Source organism: Methylobacterium indicum (assembly GCF_017347565.1).
Lineage (GTDB): Bacteria > Pseudomonadota > Alphaproteobacteria > Rhizobiales > Beijerinckiaceae > Methylobacterium > Methylobacterium indicum.
Map to the genome: position 1 here is coordinate 66,148 of NZ_AP024145.1, position 13,521 is coordinate 79,668.

Annotated in this window: 16 protein-coding genes and 1 riboswitch; of the genes, 12 read left to right on the forward strand and 4 right to left on the reverse strand. The window is 70.4% G+C overall.

Annotation, left to right across the window (positions count from 1 at the left end):
• The first annotated feature begins 2 nt into the window (after positions 1–2).
• The 5 genes from miv_RS00310 to miv_RS00325 are packed head-to-tail and all read left to right on the forward strand — an operon-like array spanning position 3 to position 2,318.
• On the forward strand, positions 3–233 hold the full coding sequence (locus tag miv_RS00310; protein WP_207180805.1) for a hypothetical protein: 231 nt from the start codon (positions 3–5) through the stop codon (positions 231–233).
• On the forward strand, positions 220–807 hold the full coding sequence (locus tag miv_RS00315; RefSeq protein WP_207180807.1) for a hypothetical protein: 588 nt from the start codon (positions 220–222) through the stop codon (positions 805–807). Before miv_RS00310 ends, miv_RS00315 begins: the two co-directional genes overlap by 14 nt.
• Positions 785–1,201 carry a hypothetical protein gene (locus tag miv_RS34000; protein WP_483310128.1) on the forward strand — a complete coding sequence of 139 codons (417 nt, stop codon included), beginning with the start codon at positions 785–787 and terminating at the stop codon, positions 1,199–1,201. Before miv_RS00315 ends, miv_RS34000 begins: the two co-directional genes overlap by 23 nt.
• Positions 1,128–1,949 carry a metallophosphoesterase gene (locus miv_RS00320; protein ID WP_207180808.1) on the forward strand — a complete coding sequence of 274 codons (822 nt, stop codon included), beginning with the start codon at positions 1,128–1,130 and terminating at the stop codon, positions 1,947–1,949. The genes miv_RS34000 and miv_RS00320 overlap by 74 nt, the downstream gene beginning before the upstream one ends.
• A gap of 3 nt (positions 1,950–1,952) precedes the next feature.
• Positions 1,953–2,318: a hypothetical protein gene (locus miv_RS00325; RefSeq protein WP_207180809.1), complete on the forward strand. Its 366-nt coding sequence runs from the start codon at positions 1,953–1,955 to the stop codon at positions 2,316–2,318.
• Here miv_RS00325 and miv_RS00330 read toward each other — a convergent pair.
• Together miv_RS00330 and miv_RS00335 are read right to left on the reverse strand one after the other, a co-directional pair.
• Positions 2,315–2,674, reverse strand: a complete 360-nt coding sequence (locus tag miv_RS00330) for a hypothetical protein (RefSeq protein WP_207180810.1) — start codon at positions 2,672–2,674, stop codon at positions 2,315–2,317. The two genes, miv_RS00325 and miv_RS00330, sit on opposite strands and share 4 nt — an antisense overlap.
• A gap of 867 nt (positions 2,675–3,541) precedes the next feature.
• A complete protein-coding gene (locus miv_RS00335) occupies positions 3,542–5,437 on the reverse strand; it encodes a hypothetical protein (RefSeq protein WP_207180811.1) in 1,896 nt (631 codons plus the stop codon).
• A 511-nt stretch (positions 5,438–5,948) separates the two neighbouring features.
• On the opposite strand from miv_RS00335, the gene miv_RS00340 reads away from it, so the two are divergent.
• The 5 genes from miv_RS00340 (at position 5,949) to miv_RS00360 (ending at position 9,979) form a co-directional block, all read left to right on the forward strand.
• Positions 5,949–6,350, forward strand: a complete 402-nt coding sequence (locus tag miv_RS00340) for a hypothetical protein (RefSeq protein WP_207180812.1) — start codon at positions 5,949–5,951, stop codon at positions 6,348–6,350.
• 454 nt (positions 6,351–6,804) lie between these two features.
• On the forward strand, positions 6,805–7,239 hold the full coding sequence (locus miv_RS00345) for a hypothetical protein (RefSeq protein WP_207180813.1): 435 nt from the start codon (positions 6,805–6,807) through the stop codon (positions 7,237–7,239).
• A 388-nt stretch (positions 7,240–7,627) separates the two neighbouring features.
• Positions 7,628–7,701, forward strand: a riboswitch (Fluoride riboswitch).
• 23 nt (positions 7,702–7,724) lie between these two features.
• Complete coding sequence (locus miv_RS00350; protein WP_207180815.1) at positions 7,725–9,101, forward strand: voltage-gated chloride channel family protein; 1,377 nt, start codon at positions 7,725–7,727, stop codon at positions 9,099–9,101.
• Between the two features lie 9 nt (positions 9,102–9,110).
• Complete coding sequence (locus miv_RS00355) at positions 9,111–9,545, forward strand: DUF190 domain-containing protein (RefSeq protein ID WP_058617449.1); 435 nt, start codon at positions 9,111–9,113, stop codon at positions 9,543–9,545.
• Positions 9,546–9,553: 8 nt separating this feature from the next.
• Positions 9,554–9,979 (forward strand): EamA family transporter, encoded by a 426-nt coding sequence (locus miv_RS00360; RefSeq protein WP_420865486.1) that lies wholly within the window; start codon positions 9,554–9,556, stop codon positions 9,977–9,979.
• A 54-nt stretch (positions 9,980–10,033) separates the two neighbouring features.
• On the opposite strand, the gene miv_RS00365 is transcribed toward miv_RS00360, so the two are convergent.
• Both miv_RS00365 and copM read right to left on the reverse strand, forming a co-directional pair.
• Complete coding sequence (locus miv_RS00365) at positions 10,034–11,473, reverse strand: YncE family protein (RefSeq protein ID WP_207180817.1); 1,440 nt, start codon at positions 11,471–11,473, stop codon at positions 10,034–10,036.
• A 36-nt stretch (positions 11,474–11,509) separates the two neighbouring features.
• A complete protein-coding gene (gene copM / locus miv_RS00370) occupies positions 11,510–11,911 on the reverse strand; it encodes a CopM family metallochaperone (RefSeq protein ID WP_058617452.1) in 402 nt (133 codons plus the stop codon).
• Positions 11,912–12,121: 210 nt separating this feature from the next.
• Between copM and miv_RS00375 the strand changes: the two genes are divergently transcribed.
• Together miv_RS00375 and miv_RS00380 are read left to right on the forward strand one after the other, a co-directional pair.
• The gene (locus miv_RS00375; RefSeq protein ID WP_058617523.1) at positions 12,122–12,634 is read left to right on the forward strand and encodes a sigma-70 family RNA polymerase sigma factor; all 513 of its coding nucleotides are present in this window, start codon (positions 12,122–12,124) and stop codon (positions 12,632–12,634) included.
• Positions 12,631–13,428 carry an anti-sigma factor family protein gene (locus tag miv_RS00380; protein WP_058617453.1) on the forward strand — a complete coding sequence of 266 codons (798 nt, stop codon included), beginning with the start codon at positions 12,631–12,633 and terminating at the stop codon, positions 13,426–13,428. Before miv_RS00375 ends, miv_RS00380 begins: the two co-directional genes overlap by 4 nt.
• The last annotated feature ends 93 nt before the right edge of the window (positions 13,429–13,521 follow it).

A 13,521-nucleotide genomic window follows, 5' to 3' on the forward strand; every position in this document is an offset into this window, starting at 1 on the left:
TCATGGAAGCCGACATGCGCCTCATCGCGGAGCGGATCCAAGTCGCCTGGGAAGCCGGACGGGTCTGCTCGCTCGTCGGCCGGGGCTGCCGAGCGAGGGTCGTGCGCCTCGGCCGCCTCGCCGCCGCCGGGCGGATCGAGCCCGCTCTGGCCCTGCAGCTGGCCCGCGAGGCGGAAGCTCTCGCGTTCTGCTTCCTCCCTCTTCCTGCAGGAGATCTCGATGCTGATCGATGAATTCTATCGGATCGGGGCGGACGCGATCCACGAGCACGACTTCAACAGGAGCTTTACTGTGACGGGCGTCGTCCAGTCTTGGAGCGGCCCCGTCGTGCAGTGGCGCCCGGTTCGCGGGAAGCGGGCCGCGCGGGATCCGGAATTCGACCACCTCCGGCCGGTCGCCGTCCTCGATGCCCTCGCGCGCACGCTCGCACACCGGTGGGTCCACGGCCGGCCGCTGTGCCCGCTCGACTGGAAGCAGAGGCTCACGAGCGGGATGCCCCGGCTGTTCCCGTTCGAGCCGGAAGTCGGGAACGGATGGGTCTGGCTAATTGCCGCCGCGGCGAACCACCTCAGCGCGATCGACACCTGCAACGACATGCGAACGAATGAACTGAAGGAAAAGTACGGCACGCTTCGCTGGGACATCGCCTCCGTAGAATTCCATCAAGAAGCTGACGAATACACGAGTTGCGTTGACAGATTGTCAGGATATATCTGCGAGGATTGCGGCGCTCCAGGACAGATACAGGCGTTGAGGGGGTGGGATCGCTGCGTGTGCCACAAGCATGCCGTGCCCTCGATCTGTTGAGATCTACCGGAACCGGGTGCGACGGGCCTGGTCGGTTCGGGTCGCCGGGAGGGTCGTGGCCCACGTCCAGGCGATCGCGCTCGTGGGCGTGACGCTCCGGGCGAGCGAGGCGGGACGGATCCGGTGCCTGCGGACGGGGGCGCGGGACGTCCACGCTTGGGCGCGCGGGATTGTGACGGAGGGGGCCCGGCCGCCGGGCGCGATCCGGCTGCGGTACCGGCTGGAGCAGCCCGGGTTCCGGGCGGGAGGGCGGATCGTGACGGCCGCGGCGGCGGCCTGGTTCGAGGCGGACGGCAGCGCGTGGATCGAGGGAGGCGGGGATGCGAGCGTGGATCATCAGCGACCTGCACACGGACGCGACGCCCTGGACGCCGCCCGAGGGCTTGCGGGCTGACCTCGCGATCATCGCCGGGGACGTCGCCGACGGGCTGACGAGGCGGGCGATCCCCTGGCTGCGGGAGCACGTCTGCCCGCGGGCGCGGGCGACCGTCTACGTCCCCGGAAACCACGACCTGTGGCGGACCCGCTACCCGGACGAGATTGCCCGCGCGCATGAGGATGCCGCCGCGGCGGGGATCGCCCTGCTCGATGCCGGGCAGACCTTCGACTACGAGGGGATCCGCATCGTCGGGTCCACGCTCTGGACGGACTACCGGCTGACGGGCAACCGGCCGCTGGCGCTCAGGATCGCGGGGAACCGGACCGGCGGGATGCGGGACCACAGGCTCGTCCAGACGCGCGACGCGAAGGGCGTTCCGGCCCCGTTCCGGCCGTTGGCCGCCGAAGCTCTGCACCGGCAGCACCGGGCGCGGATCGAGACCGCGCTCGCCGAGCCGTGGAGCGGCCCAAGGATCGTCGTCTCGCATCACGCCCCGCACCCGCGCAGCTTGCTACACGGGGAGGTCCGCGAACAGATCGACGCCGCCTACGCCAGCGACCTGTCGGAGATCCTGGAGGGGCCGTCGGCACCCGACATCTGGATCCACGGGCATATCCACCGGTCAGCCGACTATTGCGTCGGCCGGACCCGGGTCCTCTCTAACCCGCGCGGCCACGATACCTCGCACCGCCGCCGCGACGGCACGTGGATCCCCGAGCTGGAGAACCCCGCCTTCGATCCCACCTTCATCCTGGAGATCTGACCGATGCGCACCATCCTCCTCGCGGCCGCCCTCCTCGCCGGGGCGGCCGCCCCCGCCGAGGCCGCCCATGTCGCCCGGCTCGATACCGGCGAGGGCAAGACGGCCTTCATGAGGTGGTGGCTCGAAGGGGGGACCGTCCGCTGGACGTTGACGTGCCTCGACGAGAGCGACCCGAAGGGTCGGCCGCCCGACATGGCGACATACAGGGGCAGGTCTGCAATCGAGGACGGCTTCCTGGAGGGGCGCGTCGGCGGCGACTTCCCCGGCCGCTTCGTCCTCGCGACCCGGGGCCTGGCGCCCTACTGGCAGATCTGGCTCGACGCCTGCCCCGAGCGCGGGGGCAGCCCGGTCATCCGAGAGGTCCGCTAGTCGCCGGGCCCCACGAGGTGGAGGATCGCCATGGCGCGCCGCCGCGCTATCCGGCGGGCGACGACGAGGTCGCGCCCCTCGGGCAGGTCGACGCCCGACTTCCACCGGCGCACTTCCCGCGGTTTGACGACCAAGTCGAGCGCCAGGGCGGTCGTCCAACGGTCGCCGTGGAGGAGCTCCCCGATGGCTGAAATCTCAGCCAGGGGGGAGAGCTCGGGCGGGGACCCGTTGCCCTCGCCGCGGTCCTGCCTCGACATGACGGTCGTCATGGCGGTCGCCTTCTCGTCGACGCGCACTCGGGCGAGGCGGCGCTCCAGCGCCTCGGCACGGCGCTCGGTGACGTTCATCGAATTCATACTGATGCCGCCTTCGGTATCATTTGGGAGGGCGAAGGCCGGGGGGCGCGGCCCCGGCTTAGCTATCAGTGAGCCCCTCCTGACTTGGCCGGCGCCGGCTCGGTCAGTGGCGTCGACAGGTACTCAGCTGCCATCCGCATCAGCGTCTCGCGCGGCCTCCTCACTGTCGAACCATTCCTCGTACTGGCAGGGGTAGCCCCATCCGAGGCTGGCGAACCAGGGCCCGGGTCCGGCGTCCGGCGTCCGGCGCGAACGGCTGTTCCTTGAACTCGCCGATGCGGATGTGGCCGCAGTATAGGCGGCAGCCGCTCCAGACGAGGGGAAGGCTTGGAAGAAAGCTCATCACCGCACCCGCACGAAGTCGACGTTGCCGGGGAGCTCGGCCACTGCGGCGAACCGCGACGTGGGCGCCGGCGAGGTCGGCGTGCCTGACCTTGCCCTGGCAGGAGCGGCGGCGCAGGCGCTGCTTGGAGGCCCCCGCCTCTGCCCCAGTCGTAGCGCGGGGCGTCGGGCGACCGGCGCGGCGCTTAGCTCGGGTGGTTGCGGAAGCGCGGCGGCTCAAGCTCCATCCCATCTAGTGTCCCGAAGCGAAGGGATGGCATGCGCGAGGCGAGATCCTTCGCGCTGTAACCCTTTTCCTTGATGTGCGCGCGGATAGTCTACTCCGCCTCGTCGCACCACTTGATGTAGCTATCCGCCGCATGGCGGCGCACCTGACCTGCCTCGCTCACTCTCGCCCCCACAGGCAAAAAACGAATCTGCGTGTTTTCACGCTCGCCTGTCAGGATCCTGCGAACTCAAGCAGTCTCAAGAGAAATCGTGTCGCGGCTGACACGATGAACCGGTTTTCGGCCGTTTCGGGAAGATCTAGTCGTCCACTCGCTCGTAAACCCCGAGGGCGTTCCGCCGGACTTCGCAGTGAATGGCGGGAGTGGGCGGCTCGGGTCTCGGGCGGGCCGCCGCGCGTGCCAGCTTCCTTTGGCGATCCTTCCACTCGGCCAAGGCCTTGTTCGCTTGTCCGAGCATCCGCTCGCGGTCTTCCGCGAGCCTGTCCACGAGCCCGTCCAACCTTCCGCCTTCGACCGCGAACGCGAACGACTTGCCCAGCACGAGGGCGCAGCCCTCGGCCAGGTCCAGGTCAATGCAGGGATGCGGGGTGAGCCTCTCGTCATTATCCAGGTTGTCCTTCGTCACGCCGAGCAGCTTGGACAACAGGATGACGCTCCTCCGATACGGCTGCCCCAATAGCGCGTCGGCCTCGTGGAGGAGTGGGAACCGCGCCTTGAACTCCGCCCTCAGGAATACGCGGCCGATCCGGCCCGCCTGCGTGAGCGGGAACTCCAATCCATACTGCCAGTACCAGCCGAGGTCTTTCGCCTCGCGCTTGGCCTCCGGCGTCGAGAGGATTGCCATGGCGCGGGCGACGGCATCCGGATCCGGCCGGGCGAGCTCGGGGGCCGAGGGTGCGGCAGATGCGGGGGCGGGGGCGGGGGTCGTCACCTTGACGGTCTCCCTCGGGATCGGGGCCGGCGCCTCGCCCGCGGCCCGCTTCGCTCGCACATCGCGCCGCGCGTCGTTTGCCTGGGCCCGGTCCTCCGCCTTGCGCCGGTCCGCGCGGGCCTTGCGAGCGTCTACACGCACCCGCACTCCGGCATCGCAGTCCAAGGCCGGCTGGAGGTCGGGTGCATCAGCCTCCTCGCGATGGAAACCGATGAAGCTGAGGTCGACACCCTCGGTCTCGATGGCGGCGAGAAGCCTCGCCCCGCGGTAGGCCCGCGTCTCCGCCTCGGGGGTCACCGGAACGCCCGTCAGTGCCTCGTTCAGAGCAGCGAGCCACAGGTCGAGGCGCGTCTGGACATCCGAGGCGACCGCAGGTCCCGGGCCCGCCTTCGCACCCGGAAGGCTGCGACCTGCGAACAGGGCCGACACGCGCGCCAACGTTTTGCCGGACACGCGGTACCGGGCGGCATCCCCCTGCTGCAGGAGGAACGCGAAATCCTCCCTGGGCAGCCGGCGAACAGGCACGGCGTCCAGGCGCTCGGGCGGCAGCAACTCGATCGCGAGGACGACGCGCTCAAGGGGCGCGTGGAGCTGCCCGGGGCGTTTCTCTCCGTGAACCTCCTCCGCGACCACGCGGAATGCCCTCACGTGCGCGGCGATCTCGGCGAGGGTGGGGGTGAGGTAGGCGGCCTTGAGCTGGCCGACGCGGATCTCGGCGGGCAGGCCCATGGTGGTAGCGAGCTGGGTGGGCGTGAGCTCGATCAGGTGCGGGGCGCCACCGGCGACGTACCGCGCCTTGGCAGCGGCGAGCTCGCCCACGAGCCTGCGGTAGAGCAGCGCCGACGCGCGATGGCGGAACCGCGCCAGGGTGACCAGGTCGAGATGACCGTACCGGCCCGGCACGAGGACGTCGCCCAGGAACGAGGGCAGACGATAGCCGAACTCGCCCTTCAGCTTGAGCGGTGCGCGCTCGCGGCCAAACAGGCGATGGAGGCTGTCGACCAGCTCGCGAGGCTGCGCCTGCCGGCCGCTCGCGGACAGCGCCGCGAGGGCCTGCCGCACGCCGGCGATGCGCGGAAGTTGCAGATCCTGCACCGATCCGTCGGGGGCCTGCGCGAGGGTGAGCAGCGTCTCCCACAGCGCCAGGTCCCGTGCGGTGGCCTCGGGCGCCCATGCCAGCAGCTCGGGCGATAGGAGGTATGACGCGGGGCGCGGTACGGCCGGGGCCACCATGATGAACGCCTCTGCGCCCTTCAGGGCCAAGGGCAGGTCGCCGCGCACGCGTGGCGTGAAGGGCGCTCGGCGGCGAGGCTGGTTCGATGTGGCGTGCGCGGGCATCTGAGGGGGCCGGATTTGCAGATCCTGTACCGGCGACGGTACGCCCGTTTTCGAAATACACAAGGCCTGTCAAAGGGTCAGCCGGCGGGCGCGAGAACCGGCCCTCGGCGCAATACTATAAATATAGGACGCGAGGGTCTGGGGGGGCCGGATGGAGGCCCGCGCGGGTGGTCGAGGAGCTCGGATACGCCCCTTGGGCCCGCACGCATAGGGCGGGCGTGGTTAGGCGCTTATAGTATTAGGGGAGCGATTTCGCGCCTCGAAGAGCCATTCCGCAGAGCGCAGCGGACGTTTCCACCCGGACCTCGCCGATGCATCTTCTGCAAATTTTAGGAGGTCTCGGACAGGCGGCTCACGCCCCTATCGCCGGTGCAGGGTCTGCAATTTGTGCCTCGCACCCGTCCCAGGCAGCATCCTGTCAGCCAGGGGACAGGCCATGCACATCCGCTTCGACGCCGACGCCAACGACGTGACCGCTTTCGATCTCGTGTTCGACGACAATCCCGAGAAGCTCGACGGCCCGCCCGAGCCCGCCGAGACCCCGCAGGCCCGCACCGCCCGCCTCCGTCGCGACGCGGCCCGCCGCAGCCGGGAGCACAGGGAACGGGCGCGGCTCGCGGCCGACACCGATGCCGCCCTCGTCGATGCGATGCTGCGCGTCAGCCGGATCGCGCGCGAGACCGCGGCCCGCGAGGGGCGGCCATCCCTCGACACGCCATTCACCCTCGGCAGCGTCGCCAAGCTGGCGTTCGCCCGCCTGCGCACGAAGGGCATTCCGGCGGAGAGCGCCAAGGCCTCGATCCCCGCCAGGCTCAAGGAGGGCGGCGCCTCGCACTGATGGGCGCCGGGGGTTGTCCGTTGCAGGACGCGACGGCCCCCTAGTGGCGAGCGGTGGTGCAACCGTTCCTCGGCCACCTCGGGGCGGGAGGCGATGCCTGCCCGCCCCTCCTTTTCCCGCAGGGCCATGCAGATCGCGGTCGCCTCCTTCGATGCCGTGCCCGGTGCGATCTTGCGCTGGGGGCCAGATGCGGTCGTCTCGGCGCGCAGCCTGGGCCGCCCCGCGGAGATCTCCTGGAGCGGCCCACATCTGCACCTGTGCTTCCACGATGCGGAGGGCGGCTGCTCATCCACTGTGCGGCAGGCCTCGGGCGCAGCCCCGCGCTCGCTCGGGCCGCATCGCGGCCGCGGTCCTGCCCGAAGAGACCATCAACGCCGCCTTGGCCGCCGGCTTTTAGGAGGCCAACATCGACCCGTCGCAGCGCCGCGAGGAGGCGTTGCGCGCCGAGGCCTTGATGCGGGCCGTCGAGGAGACCGCGGCCCCCATTCTCCCTCCGGCCCCCGCCGACCCCGACGAGAATGGGCCGCGATCACGGCCCCTCGGCCCGGCGGCCTTCAACGAGGATCCACCGCAGCTCGGCACGTCCCTGAGCGATGCCGAGATGGAGGCCACCGAGGCCTTGGTGCTGCAAGTCGCCTCGAACCGGGCGCGGGCCGGGGCGGGTGCGCGCGCCGACGACCTGGCGCCGGTGGGCAAGGATGCCGAGGCCCTGATGTCGCTCGCAGTCGAGGAGATGCGGCAGAAGGTGCGCAAGCTCCGGGTCGCCCACGATTGCGAGGAGACGCTCCTGATCCCCGGCGACCCGATGCGCCCCCACGTGTTCGCCGCATTCTGGTCGCTGACCAAGAGACTGGCAGAACTGGCCGGACGCGTTCGCGCCCGGCCTTGAGGCACCCTTGGGGCTAAACCCAATCAGCTTGCCCGTGTTAAGGCCCGTCGAAGGCCAGCAGTTCGCATACCCGTTGGTCGGCATCGCGCCATTTGCAGACCTTCGCTGCTGTCTGCTCGAATGCTCGCTCGCCCTCCGACAGCGGACCTCAGAGGGTAGCGATTGCCCAGCAGGTCCCTGTGCGACTCACCGCGGCTTTCGATCTGGGCTGCGCCGGACGGTAGTGTTCCCGAAGCGTAATCGGAGTAACTCGTTGTCAGATTTAGAAGAAGGGCGCGGTATAGGCGGGCCGCACAGCCCGAATACATGTGAACGATCACTCATCCGCGAAACCGGCGCTGTTCGCGCGCGGGTCATGGCTTGACATGCCATCTTTAGGCTGACACATCACCGTTACGGCAATGGATTTCTGCCGGGCCATCGTGGCCGAACCGCCCTCGGGCTGATGATTCCTACCTTTTGCGATCTCGCAACAAGGGGGAACCATGCGCGCTTCGGTCCGGAATCTCCTCTCCCAGCTCGACATCGTCGCCTTCCTGCGCCTGAGGCGGACCCACGCCTTGTCGGTCGCGCGCTGGCTGATCGCCCTCGTGCCAATGGCAGCGGCGGTTGGGACACTCTGCGCCGCCTTCCTGTGGAGCCTCGACGCTGCGACCGCCGCGCGGTTCGCCCAGCCCTGGCTGTTGTTCGGGCTGCCCCTCGGGGGCCTCGCCGTCGGCCTGCTCTACCACCGGCTCGGCCGGTCGGTTGAAGGCGGCAACAACCTCATCGTCGAGCAGATCCACGAGCCCGGCGGCGGCGTACCGCTGCGCATGGCTCCGCTCATCCTCCTCGGCACCGTCGTCACGCATCTGTTCGGCGGCTCGGCCGGGCGCGAGGGCACGGCCGTCCAGCTCGGCGGCTCGCTGGCGAGCGCATGCGTCAGGCTGTTTCGCCTTGATGCCCAGAGCGCCCGGATCATGCTCATGGCCGGCATCGCGGCTGGGTTCGGGGCCGTGTTCGGAACCCCGCTGGCCGGTGCGATCTTCGCCCTGGAGGTGCTGGCGATCGGTCGCGTCGAGTATGCGGCCCTCGTCCCCTGCCTGATCGCGGCCGTCGTGGGTGACTGGACCTGCCGTCTCTGGGGCATCCACCACGGCCTCTTCCGCATCGGCGACTTGGCGGAAGGGGCGCAGGGGGCTGGGCCGCTTCTGCTCGCCAAGGTGGCCTTCGCTGGCGTCGCCTTCGGGCTTGCCGGCCTGCTCTTCGCCGAGGTGAATCACCGGCTCGGCGGCTGGTGCAAGCGGTTCATCACCTACGCCCCGCTGCGGCCGGTCGCCGGCGGGCTCGCCGTCATCGCCCTGGTCTCCGTGTGCGGCACCCGCGACTATCTCGGGCTCGGCGTATGGTCGCCCGATCCGCACGCCCTAACCATCGCGAGCTTCTTCGGGCCGGACGTGCATCCCTGGAGCTGGGCGCTCAAGATCCTGTTCACCACCGTGACCCTCGCCACGGGCTTCAAGGGCGGCGAGGTCACGCCGCTGTTCTTCATCGGGGCGGCCCTCGGTAATGCGCTCGCGGGACTTCTGGGTGCGCCCGTCGATCTGATGGCCGGCCTCGGCTTTGTCGCCGTCTTCGCGGGGGCTGCCAACACTCCGCTCGCCTGCACCCTGATGGGCATCGAGCTGTTCGGCACTCCCCACGCCGTCCCGATCGCGATCGCCTGCTTCGTGGCCTATCTCTGCTCCGGGCACAGCGGCATCTACCTGTCGCAGCGCATCGCCGTCCCGAAGGTCGCCACCGAGGATGCGTCGCTCCTTGGCGCCACCCTGCGGCAGGCCCGCACGGTCCGGACCGCCCGCCATCGCACAGTCACGGACTGAGGAGGAACGATGCCCGAGGCCCACCCCATGATCCCGGCCGAGATCGGCATGCTGCGCATCTACGTCAGACGAGCGGACAGGGCCGCACCACGCGAGCGGCGCCCGTTCTGGCGCCCTCGACCGGGACGAAACCCCCTCTACCGGGAACTGATCCTGCGGGCCAAGACCGCAGGCCTGATGAACGCGGTCGCCCACCCGGCTCAGTACGGATACAGCGACCACGGGCCGGTGCGGGAAGACGGCGTGGAGGTGTCCGATCCCCAGCTGACGGTCTGCGTGGAGCTGATTGGCCGGCGCGCCCAACTCGAACAATTCTGCCGTCAGCAGGGCGACCTGCTGGCTGACAAGATCGTCGTCTACAAGCATTTAGAACGCTGGTGCGTCGGACCTAACGGGATCACGCCGGCCGACGTTCCTCAGCAAAGGGAGGCGTCCAGGCCTTGAGGACCCTCATGGTGTCGTGGCAGTTCTGGGCGCTACTCTCCGCCGCCTTCGCGGCCCTGACGGCGATCTTTGCCAAGATCGGTATTGAGGCGGTCAACTCCGACTTCGCCACGCTCATCCGCACAATCGTGATCGTCGGTGTCTTGGGAAGCATCCTGCTCGTCACCGGCCAATGGCAGCCGCTCGGGTCGATCTCGCGCAAGACCTACCTGTTCCTCGTTCTGTCTGGGCTCGCCACCGGCGGCTCGTGGCTCTGCTACTTCCGGGCTCTCAAGCTCGGCGATGCGGCCCGCGTCGCGCCCCTGGACAAGCTGAGCGTCGTGCTGGTCGCGGTGTTCGGCGTCATGTTCCTGGGCGAGCGGCTGGCCGCCCCGAACTGGCTCGGCATCGCTCTCATCGCCGCCGGGGCCGTACTGGTCGCCTACCGGGCGTGAGGATCGTCCCCTGAAACGGAAGGGGGCAATCCGACGACCGCCCCCTCAGCACCGTTACTGCACGGCCTGGACCTGGACCGTCGCGCCGGTCTCGCCGGGCTTGCCCTCGACGATCACGAGGATGCGCCGCGCCGCCGCGTTCGGGTTCTGCGTCACCTGGCGGATCGGTCCGACCGCGTTGACGATGGCGGCGCCCGCAGGGTTCGTCATGAAGGCGGCGAGCGGCTCCAGCGGCCCGGCGCCCTTCGGGTCTGCGGAGAGAGCGAGCAGGTAGGGGCTCTTCGGCGTCAGCCCGGTGACCGCGGCCTGCAGCGTCTGCAGCACGCCCTGGTCGAACAGCGTCACCTGCGTCGCCGGCTTGCCGTCCGGCCCGTCGAGGGTCAGCCGGCTCGACTGGCCGGCCGCGCCGAGGGGCTGCAGGTTCGGGGCGCCCGCGCTCTCCGGGACCGCCGCGGGCAGGTAGGCCACGCCTTGCGGGCCCTGGCCGATCGGGATCGTTGCGGTGACGGCGTTGGTGCCGGTGTCGATCACCGCGACCGCATCGGCATTCTCAAGGCCGACATAGACCCGCGACCCGTCGCCCGAGGGCCAGAGGCCGTGCGGGAGCGCGCCGGTCGGGATCGTCGCGACCTGCGAGAAGTCGTCGGTGCGGAACACCTTGACCTGGTTGAGCCCGCCGACCGTCACGTAGGCGAACTGGCCGGCCCTGGTGCGGGCGATGTTAACGTGGTTAGTGATCGGCCCCGTCTCGATGGTCTTGAGCGCCTTGAACGGCGGCGCGGCCTCGAAGACCTGGACCCGGCCGACATCCTTCAGGGTGAACCAGACCTGGCGGCCGTCGGGCGTCGCCGCGATGTCGGGGCAGAACGGGCTCTCCTGCTTGATCCGCCCGACGATGTGCCGGCTCTTGACCTCGATCGCGACCGTCTCGGGGCTGAAGCTGGAGCAGACGTAGCCGTACCGGCCGTCGGGCGAGAAGATCGTCATGCCGGGCCCGTTCGGCACTGTAATCCGGCCCGTCTCCTTGCCCGTCGCCGCGTCGAGGATCGCCACGTAATCCTCGCCGCGCACGCTGACCCAGACCTCGCGCCCGTCCGGCGTGAAGAACGCCTCGTGCGGCGAGCGGCCGACATAGGTCGTGTGCCGCACGGTATTGGTGGCGGTGTCGATGAAGCTGACCGAGTTCGAGCCGATCGAGACCGCCAGCAGGGTCTTGCGGTCGGGCGAGAAGCCCATGCCGTGGACGAGGAGCTGGCCGCGGTAGAGCGGGCTCAGGTTCGCGGGCGTAGTGTCGCCGAGGCGGATGACGCCGAGGAGCGTGTTGGCGGCGGGGTCGATCACCGAGACCGTGTTGGAGAACTGGTCCGAGGTATAGAAGCGGTCGCGGGGGCCGACCGGCACGTCGGGCGCCGAGGCGGGGCCAGGCGCCTGGCCCGCGAGCGCGGTTCTGCCGAGAAGGGCGAGCACGAGGGCCGCCTGAACGAGGTGTCGCATCGGATGTCGTCTCGCTGGGTGTGTGGGCCGGCCGGCTCAGTGATGGTGCGGGGCCGGAGCTTTCGGCGTGGTGGGAGCGGCGGGCGGGCGCTCGGCGAGCGCGCGCCGCATGACCTCGATCTCCTGGGCCTGCTCGACGATGATGCCCTGGGCGAGCCGGCGCAGGACGGGGTCGCGCCCGTAGGCGAGTTCGGCCTTCGCCATGTCGATCGCGCCCTGGTGGTGCGGGATCATCATGGCGGCGAAGTCCCGGTCCGGATCGCCGGAGGGCGGCACCGCCATGTCGGCGTGCATCCGGGTCATCGACTGGGCCATCAGCGCGTCGAAGCCGCCCGGGGCGCTCTCGGCGTGTCCGGTCCGCATCATCATCATGCCGCCGCCCGCCAGGCCGCCGGCCATCAGGGTGGCGATCAGGATCGCCGTCGGTGCGCCGCGCATCGTCTCTCCCGGTTCTCGAAGGTCACGCCGGGAGAGATGCCTGGGAGCGCCGAATATTCCCCGACCGGGCGAAACGCACCGATCACGGCTGCGTGATGCGATTTTCCGATCGGCCGGGGGAATACGCGGCCTCATCCGGCATCTTTCATTGCAAGCCGGGCGATCCATCCGCCACCGCCTGCCCCGGAGAGCGCCCTTGTGGAGAACGCCTTGGACGACCTCGCCGCCCTGATCGAGCCGCAGATCCCGGCGTTGCGGCGCTACGCCGTCGCGCTCTTGCGCGAGCGCGAGGCGGCCGACGACCTCGTCCAGGACGCCCTCGAACGCGCGATCCGGGCCTGGCCGCAGCGCCGCCGGGACGGCGACCTGCGCGCCTGGCTGTTCGCGATCCTGCGCAACCGCTACCTCGAAGGGGTGCGCGGTCGCCGCGGCGTCGAGGTCGGCTCGGAGCTGCTCGACGACGTCGTGGACGCCTCCGCCGATCCCGGGGCCGCCCTCGGCGTGCGGGACGTGCTCGACGGGCTCGCCGGCCTGCCCGAGGATCAACGCTCGGTCCTGCTCCTCGTCGCGGTCGAGGACATGTCCTATGCCGAGGCCGCCGCGGTGCTCGCCGTGCCGGTCGGCACGGTGATGTCGCGCCTGAGCCGGGCGCGGGGCCGGATGCGCGCCTTCCTGGACCACGCACCGACCGTCGTCACCGGACACCTGCGGAGAGTGAAATGACCGCGTCCGACCCCCGGCCCGTCGGCGAGGACGACCTGCACGCCCTCGTGGACGGCCGGCTCGATCCCGGCCGCCGCGCCACCGTCGAGGCCTGGCTCGCCGAGCACCCGGACGCGGCGGCTCGGGTCGCCGCCGACGGGCAGGTCCGCGCCCGCCTGCGGGCCCGCCTCGCCCCGATCGCCGACGAGCCGATCCCGGCCCGGCTGCGCGTCGCCCACCTGGCGCGCCCGCGTCCCGCCCGGAGCATCCGCTGGCTGCCGGGCGCCGCGGCGGCGATGGTGTGCCTCGCCCTGGGCGGGGCGGTGGGTTGGTTGGGGCGCGGGGCGGTGCCGCCCGCAGCGGCGCCGGTCGAGCCGATGACGCAGGCGGCGGTCTCGGCCTTCCGCACCTACGTGGTCGAGGCCGTCCACCCGGTCGAGGTCCGCGCCGACGGGACGCCGCATCTGGAGCAGTGGCTCTCGCGGCGCGTCGGCCGGCCGGTCAGGGCGCCGGATTTGCAGGCCCAAGGCTTCCGCCTGATGGGCGGGCGCCTGCTGCCGGCCGGCGACGAGCCGGCGGCGATGCTGATGTACGACGACGACCGCGGCACCCGCCTGACGCTCTACAGCCGCACCGGCGCGGCCGGGGGACGCGGCGTCTTCCGCTACGCCCGCGAGGGCGACGTCGCCGCCTTCTCGTGGATCGATACCGGCATGGCCTACGTGGTGACCGCGCGCACGGACGAAGCGCGGCTGCTGCGGGTCGCCGAGGCGGTCGACGCTCAAGCGAGCGGACGGGGAAGCGGGCTGCAGTAACGCCGGGCCCGGAAGGTCCTGCATCCTACGTCGAGCATAAGAGCGAAGGGTGAGACGGTCATGACGTTAAGGCACGGTGTGGCGCGTGAACGA

What these genes read in the sequence shown, in the direction of transcription:
- miv_RS00325 (WP_207180809.1), top strand. Translation starts at nt 1,953, where the DNA reads ATGCGCACCATCCTCCTCGCGGCCGCCCTCCTCGCCGGGGCGGCCGCC.
- miv_RS00360 (WP_420865486.1), top strand. Translation starts at nt 9,554, where the DNA reads ATGGTGTCGTGGCAGTTCTGGGCGCTACTCTCCGCCGCCTTCGCGGCC.
- miv_RS34000 (WP_483310128.1), top strand. Translation starts at nt 785, where the DNA reads ATGCCGTGCCCTCGATCTGTTGAGATCTACCGGAACCGGGTGCGACGG.
- miv_RS00320 (WP_207180808.1), top strand. Translation starts at nt 1,128, where the DNA reads ATGCGAGCGTGGATCATCAGCGACCTGCACACGGACGCGACGCCCTGG.
- miv_RS00310 (WP_207180805.1), top strand. Translation starts at nt 3, where the DNA reads ATGGAAGCCGACATGCGCCTCATCGCGGAGCGGATCCAAGTCGCCTGG.
- miv_RS00330 (WP_207180810.1), bottom strand. Translation starts at nt 2,674, where the DNA reads ATGAATTCGATGAACGTCACCGAGCGCCGTGCCGAGGCGCTGGAGCGC.
- miv_RS00350 (WP_207180815.1), top strand. Translation starts at nt 7,725, where the DNA reads ATGCGCGCTTCGGTCCGGAATCTCCTCTCCCAGCTCGACATCGTCGCC.
- copM (WP_058617452.1), bottom strand. Translation starts at nt 11,911, where the DNA reads ATGCGCGGCGCACCGACGGCGATCCTGATCGCCACCCTGATGGCCGGC.
- miv_RS00380 (WP_058617453.1), top strand. Translation starts at nt 12,631, where the DNA reads ATGACCGCGTCCGACCCCCGGCCCGTCGGCGAGGACGACCTGCACGCC.
- miv_RS00355 (WP_058617449.1), top strand. Translation starts at nt 9,111, where the DNA reads ATGCCCGAGGCCCACCCCATGATCCCGGCCGAGATCGGCATGCTGCGC.
- miv_RS00365 (WP_207180817.1), bottom strand. Translation starts at nt 11,473, where the DNA reads ATGCGACACCTCGTTCAGGCGGCCCTCGTGCTCGCCCTTCTCGGCAGA.
- miv_RS00340 (WP_207180812.1), top strand. Translation starts at nt 5,949, where the DNA reads ATGCACATCCGCTTCGACGCCGACGCCAACGACGTGACCGCTTTCGAT.
- miv_RS00315 (WP_207180807.1), top strand. Translation starts at nt 220, where the DNA reads ATGCTGATCGATGAATTCTATCGGATCGGGGCGGACGCGATCCACGAG.
- miv_RS00345 (WP_207180813.1), top strand. Translation starts at nt 6,805, where the DNA reads ATGCGGGCCGTCGAGGAGACCGCGGCCCCCATTCTCCCTCCGGCCCCC.